Annotated in this window: 14 protein-coding genes and 1 pseudogene; 8 read left to right on the forward strand and 7 right to left on the reverse strand. The window is 72.7% G+C overall.

All coding sequences use genetic code 11. The annotated features are described in order from the left end of the window. Positions 1–191 precede the first annotated feature (191 nt). The 4 genes from nhaA to GHR20_RS16700 all read left to right on the forward strand — a co-directional run bounded on the left by nhaA (position 192) and on the right by GHR20_RS16700 (position 3,480). On the forward strand, positions 192–1,634 hold the full coding sequence (gene nhaA / locus GHR20_RS16685; RefSeq protein ID WP_194858899.1) for a Na+/H+ antiporter NhaA: 1,443 nt from the start codon (positions 192–194) through the stop codon (positions 1,632–1,634). A gap of 98 nt (positions 1,635–1,732) precedes the next feature. Then, positions 1,733–2,221 (forward strand): phage holin family protein, encoded by a 489-nt coding sequence (locus tag GHR20_RS16690; protein ID WP_111583120.1) that lies wholly within the window; start codon positions 1,733–1,735, stop codon positions 2,219–2,221. Further along, positions 2,218–3,162: an alpha/beta hydrolase gene (locus tag GHR20_RS16695; RefSeq protein ID WP_111583121.1), complete on the forward strand. Its 945-nt coding sequence runs from the start codon at positions 2,218–2,220 to the stop codon at positions 3,160–3,162. Before GHR20_RS16690 ends, GHR20_RS16695 begins: the two co-directional genes overlap by 4 nt. Positions 3,163–3,300: 138 nt before the next feature. Beyond that, positions 3,301–3,480, forward strand: coding sequence for a hypothetical protein (locus GHR20_RS16700; protein WP_085565843.1), 180 nt, complete (start codon positions 3,301–3,303; stop codon positions 3,478–3,480). A 13-nt stretch (positions 3,481–3,493) separates the two neighbouring features. On the opposite strand, the gene GHR20_RS16705 is transcribed toward GHR20_RS16700, so the two are convergent. The 3 genes and pseudogenes from GHR20_RS16705 to nth all read right to left on the reverse strand — a co-directional run bounded on the left by GHR20_RS16705 (position 3,494) and on the right by nth (position 6,589). Further along, complete coding sequence (locus tag GHR20_RS16705) at positions 3,494–4,693, reverse strand: MarP family serine protease (RefSeq protein WP_148024538.1); 1,200 nt, start codon at positions 4,691–4,693, stop codon at positions 3,494–3,496. Between the two features lie 123 nt (positions 4,694–4,816). After that, on the reverse strand, positions 4,817–5,512 hold the full coding sequence (locus tag GHR20_RS16710; protein WP_153813605.1) for a CoA pyrophosphatase: 696 nt from the start codon (positions 5,510–5,512) through the stop codon (positions 4,817–4,819). A gap of 55 nt (positions 5,513–5,567) precedes the next feature. Continuing rightward, positions 5,568–6,589, reverse strand: a pseudogene (nth, locus tag GHR20_RS16715) (endonuclease III). A gap of 325 nt (positions 6,590–6,914) precedes the next feature. On the opposite strand from nth, the gene GHR20_RS16720 reads away from it, so the two are divergent. Together GHR20_RS16720 and GHR20_RS16725 are read left to right on the forward strand one after the other, a co-directional pair. Then, positions 6,915–7,589 (forward strand): Crp/Fnr family transcriptional regulator, encoded by a 675-nt coding sequence (locus GHR20_RS16720; protein WP_014674022.1) that lies wholly within the window; start codon positions 6,915–6,917, stop codon positions 7,587–7,589. A 119-nt stretch (positions 7,590–7,708) separates the two neighbouring features. Further along, positions 7,709–8,548 carry a nucleotidyltransferase domain-containing protein gene (locus GHR20_RS16725; RefSeq protein WP_153813606.1) on the forward strand — a complete coding sequence of 280 codons (840 nt, stop codon included), beginning with the start codon at positions 7,709–7,711 and terminating at the stop codon, positions 8,546–8,548. On the opposite strand, the gene GHR20_RS16730 is transcribed toward GHR20_RS16725, so the two are convergent. The 4 genes from GHR20_RS16730 to GHR20_RS16745 form a co-directional block, all read right to left on the reverse strand. Next, a complete protein-coding gene (locus GHR20_RS16730) occupies positions 8,545–9,375 on the reverse strand; it encodes an MBL fold metallo-hydrolase (protein ID WP_153813607.1) in 831 nt (276 codons plus the stop codon). The two genes, GHR20_RS16725 and GHR20_RS16730, sit on opposite strands and share 4 nt — an antisense overlap. Beyond that, positions 9,372–10,265, reverse strand: a complete 894-nt coding sequence (locus tag GHR20_RS16735; protein ID WP_153813608.1) for an NUDIX hydrolase — start codon at positions 10,263–10,265, stop codon at positions 9,372–9,374. Before GHR20_RS16735 ends, GHR20_RS16730 begins: the two co-directional genes overlap by 4 nt. A 110-nt stretch (positions 10,266–10,375) precedes the next feature. Beyond that, a complete protein-coding gene (locus GHR20_RS16740) occupies positions 10,376–10,840 on the reverse strand; it encodes a RidA family protein (protein WP_148024533.1) in 465 nt (154 codons plus the stop codon). Next, positions 10,837–10,995, reverse strand: coding sequence for a DUF4177 domain-containing protein (locus tag GHR20_RS16745; protein WP_018547934.1), 159 nt, complete (start codon positions 10,993–10,995; stop codon positions 10,837–10,839). The genes GHR20_RS16740 and GHR20_RS16745 overlap by 4 nt, the downstream gene beginning before the upstream one ends. A 100-nt stretch (positions 10,996–11,095) precedes the next feature. Between GHR20_RS16745 and GHR20_RS16750 the strand changes: the two genes are divergently transcribed. Continuing rightward, positions 11,096–12,073, forward strand: coding sequence for an ArsA-related P-loop ATPase (locus tag GHR20_RS16750; protein ID WP_111583130.1), 978 nt, complete (start codon positions 11,096–11,098; stop codon positions 12,071–12,073). Continuing rightward, the gene (locus tag GHR20_RS16755) at positions 12,070–13,602 is read left to right on the forward strand and encodes an ArsA family ATPase (protein WP_243878046.1); all 1,533 of its coding nucleotides are present in this window, start codon (positions 12,070–12,072) and stop codon (positions 13,600–13,602) included. The genes GHR20_RS16750 and GHR20_RS16755 overlap by 4 nt, the downstream gene beginning before the upstream one ends. Positions 13,603–13,610: the final 8 nt, after the last annotated feature.

Raw genomic sequence — 13,610 nt, forward strand, 5'->3', positions numbered from 1 at the left:
AGGGGCGCCCGGCACTCGCCGGGCGCCCTTCGCGCATGTCAGGGGCCTGCCGCTCCCGCTCGCCTTTCCCCCGGCCGAGAAGTTAGGTAAAGTAACCAAAGCGTCAAAAAGTCAACAAGATCCACATGGGGTGCGCCGGGAAGTCTGGTCGGCAGGTACGTCGTCCTGCCCGCTTCCGGAGGTCCCCCATCGTGACCGCGCCCCGCACCCCGCACCCCGCCCGCAAGGCCCTCGGACGCCTGTCCCTGCCCGAGCGGACCTATGTCGCGGACGCCCTGCGCACGGAGACCGTCGGCGGAGTGCTCCTGCTCATCGCCGCCGTGACCGCCCTGATCTGGGCGAACGTCCCGGCGCTGCGCCACAGCTACGAGACGGTCGGCCACTTCAGCTTCGGCCCCGCCGCCCTCGGCCTCAACCTGTCGATCGCCCACTGGGCCGCCGACGGCGTCCTCGCGATCTTCTTCTTCGTCGCCGGTATCGAGCTCAAACGCGAACTGGTCGCCGGAGACCTGCGCGACCCCAAGGCGGCCGTGCTCCCCGTGGTGGCCGCCCTGTGCGGCATGGCCGTACCCGCGCTCGTCTACACCGTCACCAACCTCGCCGGACACGGCTCCACCCAGGGCTGGGCGGTGCCCACCGCCACCGACATCGCCTTCGCGCTCGCCGTCCTCGCGGTGATCGGCACCTCCCTGCCCAGCGCCCTGCGCGCCTTTTTGCTCACCCTCGCCGTCGTCGACGACCTCTTCGCGATCCTGATCATCGCGATCTTCTTCACCGACCGGTTGAACTTCGCCGCGCTCGGCGGCGCGTTCCTCGGCCTCGCCGTCTTCTGGCTGCTGCTGCGCAAGGGCGTGCGCGGCTGGTACGTCTACCTGCCGCTCGCCCTCGTCAACTGGGCGCTGATGTACAACAGCGGCGTGCACGCCACCATCGCCGGGGTGGCCATGGGCCTGATGCTGCGCTGCACCACCCGCGAGGGTGAGCGGCGCTCCCCGGGCGAGCGCGTCGAGCACCTGGTGCGGCCCCTGTCGGCCGGGTTCGCGGTACCGGTGTTCGCGCTGTTCAGCGCCGGTGTGGTGGTGTCCGGACGGGCGCTCGGCGACCTGTTCACCCGACCGGAGACGCTCGGCGTGGTGCTGGGCCTGGTCGTCGGCAAAGCGCTCGGCATATTCGGCGGCACCTGGCTGACCGTCCGCTTCACCCGCGCCTCGCTGAGCGAGGACCTCGCCTGGGCGGACGTCTTCGCGGTCGCCTCGCTCGCCGGCATCGGCTTCACGGTCTCGCTGCTCATCGGCGAACTGGCCTACGACGGCGACGCGCTCCTCACCGACGAGACCAAGGCCGCCGTCCTCGCCGGGTCCCTGATCGCCGCGATCTGTGCCACCGTGCTGCTGAAGATACGCAACGCCAAGTACCGGCGGCTGTGCGAGGCCGAGGACCGTGACGACGACCTCGACGGCGTCCCCGACATCTACGAGGAGGACGACCCCGCGTACCACCTGCGCATGGCCCGCATTCTGGAGCGCAGGGCCGCCGAACACCGGCGGCTCGCCGCCGAGCGGACGGCCGCGGCGGGCGACGGGCGTGCCGAAGTGCCGGGCGGGGCAGGCGACGAGGGCGGCCGTCCGGCATGATCTGACGAGACGGTACAAATCAAGACGGTGACCCGGGGCAGGGCGGCGGCCCGCCCGGCAGGCCCGGGGACACGAAAGAACTCGTAAGGGAGAACGCGATGAGCGCACCCGACGGCAGCCCGGTCGGCGCCGAACGCAGCATCGGCCAGCTGTTCGCCTCGGCGACGACCGATTTGTCGGCGCTGGTGCACGACGAGATCGCGCTGGCCAAGGCGCAGCTCAAGCAGGACGTGAAGCGCGGCGCGACCAGCGGTGGCGCGTTCTCGATGGCGGGCGCGGTCCTGGTGTTCTCCCTGCCGATGCTCAACTTCGCCCTGGCGTACGGCATCCGCACCTGGTCCCACTGGAACCTGGCGATCTGCTTCGTGCTGTCCTTCGCGGCGAACGTGCTCGTCGCCGGCCTGCTCGCGCTGATCGGTGTGGTGTTCGCGAAGAAGGCCAAGAAGGGCCGGGGGCCGCAGAAGGTCGCCGCGTCCGTGAAGGAATCGGCGAGCGTCCTCGGGAACGCCAAGCCGCACCCGCGCCCGGAGCTGCCCGAGGACCGCAGCCCCGCGGCCATCGAGGCTGTGGCACGCTCGTCGTCATGACGGACCCCGCTCATGACCCCGCTCCCGCCTCGCTGGTACGGATCGGGCTGCCCGGACACCAGGTGATCCACCGGGACGTCGCCGCGAACGGCGCCCGCTTCCACATCGCGGAACTCGGTGACGGCCCCCTGGTGCTGCTGCTCCATGGCTTCCCGCAGTTCTGGTGGACCTGGCGGCACCAGCTGGTCGCCCTCGCGGAGGCCGGCTACCGGGCGGTGGCGATGGATCTGCGGGGCGTCGGCGGCAGCGACCGCACCCCGCGCGGCTACGACCCGGCCAACCTCGCCCTGGACGTCACCGGTGTCATCCGCTCCCTCGGCGAGCCGGACGCCGCGCTGGTCGGGCACGACCTCGGCGGCTATCTGGCGTGGACCGCGGCGGCCATGCGCCCCAAGCTGGTGCGCCGGCTCGCGGTGGTGTCGATGCCGCACCCGAGGCGCTGGCGCGCGGCGATGCTGCGCGACGCACGGCAGACCGCCGCCAACTCCTACATCTGGGGTTTCCAGCGGCCCTGGGTCCCGGAGCGTCAACTCACCGCGGACGACGGGGAGCTGGTGGGCCGTCTGATCCGGGACTGGTCCGGGCCGCGCGAGCCGGAGGACGAGGCGGTGGGCAGGTACCGGCGCGCCATGTGCATCCCCTCCACCGCGCACTGCTCCGTCGAGCCGTACCGCTGGCTGGTGCGCTCCCTGGCGCGCCCGGACGGCGTGCAGTTCTACCGCAGGATGAAGCGCCCGGTGCGGGTGCCCACGCTGCATCTGCACGGTTCACTCGATCCGGTGAGCCGCACGCGCAGCGCCGCCGGTTCCGGGGAGTATGTCGAAGCGCCGTACCGCTGGCGGCTGTTCGACGGGCTGGGCCACTTCCCGCACGAGGAGGACCCGGTGGCGTTCTCGACCGAGCTGATCAACTGGCTGAAGGACCCCGAGCCCGACCGGTGACGACGCGGCGCGGAACCGATGCGTGGAGTATCCGGTTCCCCGCCACTTGTCACCCGTTCGGCCACATGCCTGCCGCATACGCCAATTGGCCGCCGTCCAAGCGGTTATCGACCTTGGGGCGGGGGCACACGGACCGGTATGGGCTTGACGCACGACTACAGTGACGCACCCCGCAACCGCCGCTCGGCCACCGGCCTGAGCACGCCTCAGCGAGGCACCCCGCAACTCGCGGAAGGCGAACTGCGGGTGGGGATTCCGCGCATCCTGCGCCGCCGGGCCCGCTGGGTCTCGGTGCGCCTGCGTCACCCGCGCAACTGAACCGCACCGCGGCTCACAGCGCGCAGCTGTCCGTACCCACCTGCTCGTTCGCCGTGCGGCCGCGGGCGATGTCCGGCCGGATCTCGTCCGCCGTCAGCGCGTAACCGGTCTCGGCGTCGTCCAGGGACTTGGCGAACACCACCCCGTAGACCCTGCCGTCAGGGGTGAGCAGGGGTCCGCCGGAGTTTCCCTGGCGGACGGTCGCGTACAGCGAGTAGACATCGCGGCGCACGCTGCCCCGGTGGTAGATGTCCGGGCCGTTGACCGAGATGCGCCCGCGCACCCGGGCCGCGCGCACGTCGTACGAGCCGTTCTCCGGGAACCCGGCCACGATCGCGCCGTCGCCCCCGGCCGCGTCCGGCGCGGCGAACTTCAGCGCGTCCGCCTTCAGGTCCGGTACGTCGAGTACCGCGATGTCGCGCTTCCAGTCGTACAGCACCACCTTGGCGTCGTAGCGCTGCCCCACCCCGCCTATCTGGACGGTCGGCTCGTCCACCCCGCCGACGACGTGCGCGTTGGTCATCACGCGGCGGTCGCCGAAGACGAAACCGGTGCCCTCCAGGACCTTGCCGCAGCTCTGCGCGGTGCCGGTGACCTTGACGATGGAGCGCTGGGCGCGGGTGGCGACCGGGCTGCCGGCGAGGGCCGGGTCCGGCGGCTGCACGTCCTTGATCGGCTCGTCGGAGAACGGGCTGAAGACCTGCGGGAAGCCGTTCTGCGCGAGGACCGAGGAGAAGTCCGCGAACCAGCCGTCGGCCCGGGCGGGCAGCGCCCGGGAGACCCCGAGCAGCACCTTGGAGCCGCGCACCTGCTTGCCGAGGGTCGGCAGGGTGGTGCCGGCCAGGGCGGAGCCGATCAGCCAGGCGACCAGCAGCATCGCCACCACGTTGACCAGCGCGCCGCCGGTGGCGTCCAGGGCGCGGGCCGGGGACCAGGTGATGTGCTTGCGCAGTTTGTTGCCGAGATGGGTGGTCAGGGCCTGGCCGACGGAGGCGCAGACGATGACGACGACCACGGCCACGACGGCGGCGGTGGTGCCCACCTCCGCGTTGTCGGTCACCGCGTCCCAGACGACGGGCAGCGCGTACACCGCCGCGAGGCCGCCGCCCAGGAAGCCGATCACCGACAGGATGCCCACGACGAAGCCCTGGCGGTAGCCGACCACCGCGAACCACACGGCAGCGACCAGCAACAGGATGTCCAGCACGTTCACCGCTAAAGACCCTCGCCTACTCCATTCCGCTTCCCGCGGCTCCAACAAGGCGTCCGGCCCGCCCCCGTGGGGACTTCAGGGACCCTGCGTCCCCGGGAAAGAGACAGCACGGGGATCACCCTGTCATGAGCTCCAGTCGAGCGGGGACAGCTTCTCCCGGTCCCAGGGGCGCTCCCAGCCCGCGTAGTGCAGCAGCCGGTCGATCACCCCGGCCGTGAAACCCCAGACAAGGGCCGATTCGACCTGGAATGCCGGACCCCGGAATCCGCTGGGGTGGACGACGGTGGTGCGGTTGGCGGGGTCCGTGAGATCCGCCACGGGGACCGTGAAGACCCGCGCCGTCTCGTTCGGGTCCACCGCGCCGACCGGGCTGGGCTCGCGCCACCAGCCGATGACGGGCGTGACGACGAAGCGGCTGACCGGGATGTACAGCCGGGGCAGCACGGCGAACGGCTGCACACCGCGGGGGTCGAGCCCGGTCTCCTCCTCGGCCTCGCGCAGGGCGGCGCGCAGCGGGCCCTCGCCGAGCGGATCGCCGTCCTCGGGGTCGAGGGAGCCGCCCGGGAAGGACGGCTGGCCCGCGTGCGAGCGCAGTGAGCCGGAGCGCTCCATGAGCAGCAGTTCGGGGCCGCGGGTGCCCTCGCCGAACAGGATCAGCACGGCCGACTGGCGGCCCGAGCCGTTCTCGGGCGGCAGGAAGCGGCTGAGCTGGCGGGGCTCGATGGTCTCGGCCGCGCGGGCCACCGGGGCCAGCCAGTCCGGCAGTCCCCGGCCGTTCAGCATCACCGCGTCGCCTCGCGCCTCACTGGCCCAGGTCATCGCCCACCCCCGTCATCTCCTGTCGTCCGGCGCCGGGAGCGCCGGGTTCGTTCCGTCACGCGGCCCCCAGCGGCGGGGCGGGCCTGCCGCCCGCGTCCAGGTACGCCTGCGGCGGGTTGAGCCGCTGCCCCGGCAGGCCGCCCTTCTCGTACTTCAGCAGCTTCCGCGCCTTCTCCGGGTCGGTCTCGCCCTCGCCGTAGGCCGGGCAGAGCGGGGCGATCGGGCAGGCGCCGCAGGCGGGCTTGCGGGCGTGGCAGATGCGGCGGCCGTGCCAGATGACGTGGTGGGACAGGTCGGTCCACTCGTTCTTGGGGAACAGCGCGCCGACCGCGGCCTCGATCTTGTCCGGGTCGGTCTCCCCGGTCCAGCGCCAGCGGCGCACCAGCCGCTGGAAGTGGGTGTCCACGGTGATCCCGGGGCGGCCGAAGGCGTTGCCGAGCACGACGAAGGCGGTCTTGCGGCCGACGCCGGGCAGCTTGACCAGGTCCTCGAGACGGCCCGGCACCTCCCCGCCGAAGTCCTCCACGAGGGCCTTGGACAGTCCTATGACCGACCTGGTCTTGGCCCGGAAGAACCCGCAGGGGCGCAGGATCTCCTCGACCCGCTCCGGGTCGGCGGCGGCCAGGTCCTCGGGGTGGGATAGCGGCCGAAGAGACCGGGGGTCGTCTGGTTGACCCGCAGATCGGTGGTCTGGGCCGACAGGACGGTCGCGACCAGCAGCTGGAAGGGGTTCTCGAAGTCCAGTTCCGGATGGGCGTAGGGGTACACCTCGGCCAGCTCGCGGTTGATCCGGCGGGCCCGGCGGACCAGGGCGGTCCGCGACTCCTTGCCCGCCGGCTCGACGGCGACCTTCCTGGCGGGCGCGGCCTTCCTCACCGGGACCGCGCCGTCGGCGGCCACGGCCTTCTTCGCCGGGGTCACTTTCCGGCCCGAAACGGACGTGCCGGCCGGGGTGGCCTTCCGGGCGGAAGCGGACTTTCCGGCCGGGGCGGCCTTCTTCGCGGAAGACGCCTTCGCGGCGGATGCCGCCTTTCCGGCAGACCCTGCCTTCCCTGCCGAACCGGTCTCTTCCGCCATGTCAGCCTTTTTTCTACTTTTCCTACTGCCTTCGGGACCCTGTTCGCCCACAGCGGAATCGCGACGTACAACCACCCGCTAAGCCCCCTTGGCCTGTGCTCTCACCGGCGTTTTGGACACCCGGCCAGCCTAGAGCCCGGCACCGACATCCGCCCCGGACCCCGAAGATCGGCGCCCGATTGGACCCCTGACGCTTACCCCGGCACACCCGTGCGGCATCCTTGTGACAGATCACACTGTTTGGACCGTCCGGCAAAATGAGAACACGGTCCCTGGCACACAGGGGAAGCAAGATCCCCTGAGCAGGTCGACAAGGAGAGAACTCGTGGACGACGTTCTGCGGCGCAACCCGCTCTTCGCGGCGCTCGACGATGAGCAGGCCGCGGAGCTTCGCGCCTCGATGAGCGAGGTCACCCTCGCTCGCGGCGACTCCCTGTTCCACGAGGGCGACCCGGGCGACCGCCTGTACGTCGTCACCGAGGGCAAGGTCAAGCTGCACCGCACCTCCCCCGACGGCCGCGAGAACATGCTCGCCGTCGTCGGTCCCGGCGAGCTGATCGGCGAGCTGTCGCTGTTCGACCCGGGCCCGCGCACGGCCACCGCGACCGCGCTGACCGAGGTCAAGCTGCTCGGCCTCGGCCACGGCGACCTCCAGCCCTGGCTGAACGCCCGCCCCGAGGTGGCCGGCGCCCTGCTGCGCGCCGTCGCCCGCCGGCTGCGCAAGACCAACGACGCCATGTCCGACCTGGTCTTCTCCGATGTCCCCGGCCGCGTGGCGCGCGCCCTGCTCGACCTGTCGCGCCGCTTCGGCGTGCAGTCCGAAGAGGGCATCCACGTCGTCCACGACCTCACCCAGGAGGAGCTGGCCCAGCTGGTCGGCGCCTCCCGCGAGACCGTGAACAAGGCCCTGGCCGACTTCGCCCAGCGCGGCTGGCTGCGCCTGGAGGCGCGCGCGGTCATCCTGCTGGACGTGGAGCGACTGGCCAAGCGGTCCCGCTGACGCGGCGGTCCTTCCCGGTACGACGTCCAGGGCGCGGCTCCTCAGGGGCCGCGCCCTGAGTCGTCCCTCCCGCCGTAAACCGGCTGCCCCGGCCCGGTCGGCACGGCACCATGGGCCCCATGCCCGGACCGCCCGCCCCACCCCGCCCGCACGGCCTCGACCCCGACGGCTTCTTCGTCCGCGAGGGCTCCCTGGCGCGCGTACCCGCCGCGTTCCGGCCGGTCGTGGCCGCCGTACGGGAGCGGCTGCCGGAGGTCTTCGGGGCGCGTCTGGACGGGGCGTACCTCTACGGGTCGATCCCCCGGGGCACCGCGCGGGCGGGCCGCAGCGACCTGGACCTGCTGATCGTCCTGCGCGAGGAACCGGCCGACGCCGACCGTGCCGCCGTACGAGCCCTCGGCGCGGCCCTGGACCGGCGGTTCCCGCAGATCGACGGGGCCGGGACGCTGCTGTACGGCCGGGAGCGGCTGCTGAGCGAGCCGGAGCGGTACGACATGGGCTGGTTCCTGGCCTGCCTGTGCACCCCGCTGCTCGGGGACGACCTGGCCGGGCTGCTGCCCCGCTACCGCCCCGATTCCCTGCTGGCCCGCGAGACCAACGGCGACCTCGCCCTGCTGCTGCCCCGCTGGCGGACGCGGATCGCGGCCGCCGGGGACGACGAGGCGGCCCGGCGGCACCTGGTGCGCTTCATGTCCCGCCATCTCGTCCGCACCGGCTTCACGCTCGTCATGACGCGCTGGAACGGCTGGACGAGCGACCTGCGCGAGATGGCCGAGGTCTGCGGCGCGTACTACCCGGAGCGGGCCGCACAGCTGCGCACGGCGGCGGAGTACGGCAGCGAGCCCGTGGGCGACCCGCGGGTGCTGCGCGGCCACGTGGACGACCTGGGCCCCTGGCTCGCCGCCGAGTACGCGCGCGTGCACGGCGTGAAAGGTTCGGCGCCGGAAGAGGCGTCCTAGATCAGGCCGTGCTCGCCGAGGTACTCCAGCTGGGCCAGGACCGAGAGTTCCGCGGCCGGCCACAGGGAGCGGTCGACGTCGGCGTAGACATGGGCGACGACCTCGGCCGCGGTGCGGTGGCCGTTCTCGACGGCGGTCTCCACCTGGGCGAGCCGGTGGGCGCGGTGGGCGAGATAGAACTCCACGGCGCCCTGGGCGTCCTCCAGGACCGGACCGTGCCCCGGCAGCACGGTGTGCACGCCGTCGTCCACCGTGAGGGAGCGCAGCCGGCGCAGGGTGTCCAGGTAGTCGCCGAGCCGCCCGTCGGGGTGCGCCACCATCGTCGTACCGCGCCCGAGGATGGTGTCGCCGGTCAGCACCGCCCGGTCGGCCGGGAGGTGGAAGGAGAGCGAGTCCGAGGTGTGCCCGGGGGTCGGTACGATCCTCAGCTCCAGGCCGCCGGTGGTGATCACGTCGCCCGCGGCCAGGCCCTCGTCGCCGAGGCGGAGCGCCGGGTCCAGGGCCCGCACCCGGGTGCCGGTCAGCTCGGCGAAGCGGCCCGCGCCCTCGGCGTGGTCCGCGTGCCCGTGCGTGAGCAGGGTCAGGGCTATCCGGCGGCCCGCCTTCTCCGCCGTGTCCACGACCGCGCGCAGATGGCCCTCGTCCAGCGGGCCCGGGTCGATCACCACGGCCAGATCGGAGTCCGGCTCGGCGAGGATCCAGGTGTTGGTGCCGTCCAGGGTCATCGCGGAGGCGTTGGGCGCGAGGACGTTGACGGCCCGGGTGGTGGCGGGCCCGGAGCCGACCGCGCCCCTGGGCTGGCCGGGCAGCGCGCTCGCGGCGGTCATGCGCGGCCTCCCCCGGTCGCGTCGGCGGGCGCCGGACTCGACGGAACGTGCTTGGTGAACTCCTCGTGCCCCGGCCAGGACAGCACGATCTCGCCGTCCTGGAGCCGGGCGGTGGCCTGCACCGGCGTCAGATCGCGCGCGGCGGCGGCCGCGAGGGCCTCGGCGGCGGTGCCGTACGGCAGCAGCTCGCGCAGCGCGGCGATGGTGGGCGGCATCATCAGCAGCTCGCCCCGGTCGTACCCGGCGGCGGCCTCGGCCGGGCGGGTCCACACCGTGCGATCGGCCTCCGTGGAGGCGTTCCGGGTGCGCTGTCCCTGCGGGAGGACGGCCGCGAAGAACCAGGTGTCGTAGCGGCGCGACTCGAACTCCGGGGTGATCCAGCGCGCCCAGGCGCCCAGCAGGTCCGAGCGCAGCGCCAGGCCGCGCCGGTGCAGGAACTCGGCGAAGGACTGCTCGCGCGCGACCAGGGCGGCACGGTCCGCCTCCCAGTCGTCGCCCGTGGTGTCGCCGACGACCGTGTCCGGGCCGGGCCCGGCGAGCAGGACGCCCGCCTCCTCGTACGTCTCCCGGACCGCCGCGCAGACGATCGCCTGGGCGCCGGCCTCGTCCACCCCGAGCCGCTCGGCCCACCACGCGCGCGACGGGCCCGCCCAGCGGATCCGCGTGTCGTCGTCGCGCGGGTCGACGCCGCCCCCCGGATACGCGTACGCGCCTCCGGCGAAGGCCATGGAGGCGCGTCTGCGCAGCATGTGGACGGCGGGTCCGGCCTCGGTGTCCTTCAGCAGGAGCACCGTCGCCGCGCGCTTGGGGGACACCGGGGTGAGGGTGCCGTCCGCGAGCGCGCGGATGCGGTCCGGCCACTCCGGGGGGTACCACTGACCGTTCGCCATGGCCGGAGGCTATCCCGTGTAGGGCGAATGTTCGAGAGGTACCCGAGGCGCCGGAGTGGTGCGGGCCGTATGCCGGGGTGGTACGGGCCGTACGGGCCGGTCGGGGCGGGTTACGGGACCAGCTCGACCAGGATCTCGACCTCGACCGGCGCGTCCATCGGGAGCACCGCGACGCCGACCGCGCTGCGGGCGTGCACGCCCTTGTCGCCGAGGGCCTCGGCGAGCAGCTCGCTGGCGCCGTTGATCACACCGGGCTGGCCGGTGAAGTCGGCCGCGGAGGCGACGAACCCGGTGACCTTGACCACGCGCGCGATCCGGTCCAGGTCGCCGGCGACGGACTTCACGGCCGCCAGCGCGTTCAGCGCGCAGACGCGGGCCAGGTCCTTGGCCTCGTCGGCCGTGACCTCGGCGCCCACCTTGCCGGTGACGGGCAGCTTGCCCTCCACCATCGGCAGCTGGCCCGCGGTGTACACGTAGACGCCGGACCGCACGGCCGGCTGGTAGGCGGCCAGCGGCGGTACGACCTCCGGCAGGCTCAGGCCCAGGGTGGCCAGCTTCTCCTCGACCGCGCTCATGCCTGCTTCTCCCGCTTCAGGTAGGCGACCAGCTGCTCGGGGTTCGGTCCGGGCACGACCTGGACGAGCTCCCAGCCGTCCTCGCCCCAGTTGTCCAGAATCTGCTTCGTGGCATGGACGAGCAGCGGCACGGTTGAGTATTCCCACTTGGTCATGGGCCGACTGTATCCGCTGTGACCGATCACTCCCTCGTCGTCTCCCCGTTATCCACAGCCTCCCGCGTGACGGTCGGCCGGAGTGGTTAGTCTCGAAGACGTGAGCAGGCTCCAGGTCGTCAGCGGCAAGGGCGGGACCGGCAAGACGACGGTCGCCGCCGCACTCGCGCTGGCCCTCGCGACCGAGGGGAAGCGGACGCTTCTCGTGGAGGTCGAGGGCCGGCAGGGCATCGCACAGCTTTTCGAGACGGAGGCGTTGCCGTACGAGGAGCGGAAGATCGCCGTCGCTCCCGGGGGCGGGGAGGTGTACGCACTGGCCATAGACCCCGAACTGGCCCTTCTGGACTACCTCCAGATGTTCTACAAACTGGGCGGCGCCGGCCGGGCCCTGAAGAAGCTCGGCGCCATCGACTTCGCCACCACCATCGCGCCCGGCATCCGGGACGTCCTGCTGACCGGCAAGGCGTGCGAGGCGGTGCGCCGCAAGGACCGCGCCGGCCGGTTCGTCTACGACTACGTGGTCATGGACGCGCCCCCGACCGGCCGCGTCACCCGCTTCCTCAATGTCAACGACGAGGTGGCGGGCCTGGCGAAGATCGGCCCGATACACAATCAGGCGCAGGCCGTGATGCGGGTCCTCAAGTCGCCGGAGACGGCGGTGCACCTGGTGACGCTGCTGGAGGAGATGCCGGTCCAGGAGACCGCCGACGGCATCGCCGAACTGCGCTCGGCCCGGCTGCCGGTGGGCCGGGTCATCGTGAACATGGTGCGCCCCGAGGTGCTGGACGCCGCGGATCTGGAACTCGCCCGGACGGTGGACCACACCGCCGTGGCCCGTTCCCTGTCCGCCGCCGGGCTCGGCGGCGCGCGGCGCGGCGGGAACGCGGAGAAGCTGGTGGACCCGCTCCTCGCCCAGGCCGCGGAGTACGCCGAGCGGCACGCCCTGGAGCAGGAGCAGCGCGGTGTGCTCGGCGAGCTGGGCCTGCCGCTGCACGAACTGCCGCTGCTCGCCGAGGGAATGGACCTGGCGGGCCTCTACGAACTCGCCGCCGAGCTGCGCGAGCAGGAGGTGTCATGACAGCCGAGGAGCAGGGCACGGCCGCGGGGCGCGAGACGGCGTCCGAGGGGCAGGACGAGGGCTGCGGCAAAAGCGTGGACGGCGACGGGAGCGACGGCCACGGCGGGCGCGAGGTCCGTGACGGCGGCGAGGCCGGCGCCGGGAGCGAGGGCCGAGGCGGAAGCGGAACCCGAGACGGAAGCGAGGGGCGTGGCGCGGCCGAGGGGCGGGAGGCGGCGGCCCGGCGGCTGGCGGCCACCCGGGCGCTCGACGTCGACGCGCTGCTGGACGACCCGAAGACACGCATCGTGGTGTGCTGCGGCTCCGGCGGCGTCGGCAAGACGACCACCGCCGCGGCCCTCGGCCTACGCGCGGCCGAGCGGGGCCGCAAGGTGGTCGTGCTCACCATCGACCCGGCCCGCAGGCTGGCCCAGTCGATGGGCATCGACTCCCTCGACAACGTGCCCCGCCGGGTCAAGGGCACCGACGGCGACGGCGAGCTGCACGCCATGATGCTCGACATGAAGCGCACCTTCGACGAGGTCGTGGAGGCGCACGCGGACCGCGAGCGGGCGGCCGCGATCCTGGCGAACCCCTTCTACCAGTCGCTCTCGGCGGGCTTCGCGGGCACGCAGGAGTACATGGCGATGGAGAAGCTGGGCCAGCTGCGGGCGCGGGACGAATGGGACCTGATCGTCGTCGACACCCCGCCCTCCCGCTCGGCCCTGGACTTCCTGGACGCCCCCAAGCGGCTCGGCTCGTTCCTGGACGGCCGGCTGATCCGCCTGCTCACCGCCCCCGCCAAGCTGGGCGGCCGCGCGGGCATGGCGTTCCTGAACGTCGGGATGTCGATGATGACCGGCACCCTGGGCAAGCTCCTCGGCGGCCAACTCCTGAAGGACGTCCAGACGTTCGTGTCCGCGATGGACACCACCTTCGGCGGCTTCCGCACCCGCGCGGACGCCACGTACAAGCTGCTCCAGGCGCCCGGCACCGCGTTCCTGGTGGTGGCGGCCCCGGAGCGGGACGCGCTGCGCGAGGCCGCGTACTTCGTGCAGCGGCTGGCCGCCGAGGACATGCCGCTGGTGGGTCTGGTGCTCAACCGGGTGCACGGCAGCGGCGCGGGCCGGCTGTCGGCCGAGCGGGCGCTGGACGCCGCGGAAAATCTTGCGGACCCCGGCATTGTGGATCAGGGGGACGGGAAAGCTGGACTTCGTAACACTCCCGACACGTACGGCAGTTCACAACCTCACGCATCCGAGGGCGCAACCGGTACCGACACATCCGGCGCTTTTCACGACGGCTCCCCCACCGACGAGGAACGTTCCGTCGACCGGCTCACCGAGGGCCTGCTGAGGCTGCACGCCGAACGCATGCATCTCCTGGCACGCGAGCAGCGCACGCGTGACCGCTTCACCGCCCGCCACCCCGAGGTGGCGGTGGTCGACGTACCCGCCCTGCCCGGCGACGTACACGACCTCACGGGCCTGCGCGACATCGGCGACCGCCTCGCGGCGGGCGCGCCCGTGGAGCGCCCGGAACCCTCGTAACGGACGCG

It is taken from the genome of Streptomyces sp. SUK 48 (assembly GCF_009650765.1).
GTDB lineage: Bacteria > Actinomycetota > Actinomycetes > Streptomycetales > Streptomycetaceae > Streptomyces.

What these genes read in the sequence shown, in the direction of transcription:
- GHR20_RS16690 (WP_111583120.1), top strand. Translation starts at nt 1,733, where the DNA reads ATGAGCGCACCCGACGGCAGCCCGGTCGGCGCCGAACGCAGCATCGGC.
- GHR20_RS16695 (WP_111583121.1), top strand. Translation starts at nt 2,218, where the DNA reads ATGACGGACCCCGCTCATGACCCCGCTCCCGCCTCGCTGGTACGGATC.
- GHR20_RS16700 (WP_085565843.1), top strand. Translation starts at nt 3,301, where the DNA reads ATGGGCTTGACGCACGACTACAGTGACGCACCCCGCAACCGCCGCTCG.
- GHR20_RS16710 (WP_153813605.1), bottom strand. Translation starts at nt 5,512, where the DNA reads ATGACCTGGGCCAGTGAGGCGCGAGGCGACGCGGTGATGCTGAACGGC.
- GHR20_RS16725 (WP_153813606.1), top strand. Translation starts at nt 7,709, where the DNA reads ATGCCCGGACCGCCCGCCCCACCCCGCCCGCACGGCCTCGACCCCGAC.
- GHR20_RS16730 (WP_153813607.1), bottom strand. Translation starts at nt 9,375, where the DNA reads ATGACCGCCGCGAGCGCGCTGCCCGGCCAGCCCAGGGGCGCGGTCGGC.
- GHR20_RS16735 (WP_153813608.1), bottom strand. Translation starts at nt 10,265, where the DNA reads ATGGCGAACGGTCAGTGGTACCCCCCGGAGTGGCCGGACCGCATCCGC.
- GHR20_RS16740 (WP_148024533.1), bottom strand. Translation starts at nt 10,840, where the DNA reads ATGAGCGCGGTCGAGGAGAAGCTGGCCACCCTGGGCCTGAGCCTGCCG.
- GHR20_RS16745 (WP_018547934.1), bottom strand. Translation starts at nt 10,995, where the DNA reads ATGACCAAGTGGGAATACTCAACCGTGCCGCTGCTCGTCCATGCCACG.
- GHR20_RS16755 (WP_243878046.1), top strand. Translation starts at nt 12,070, where the DNA reads ATGACAGCCGAGGAGCAGGGCACGGCCGCGGGGCGCGAGACGGCGTCC.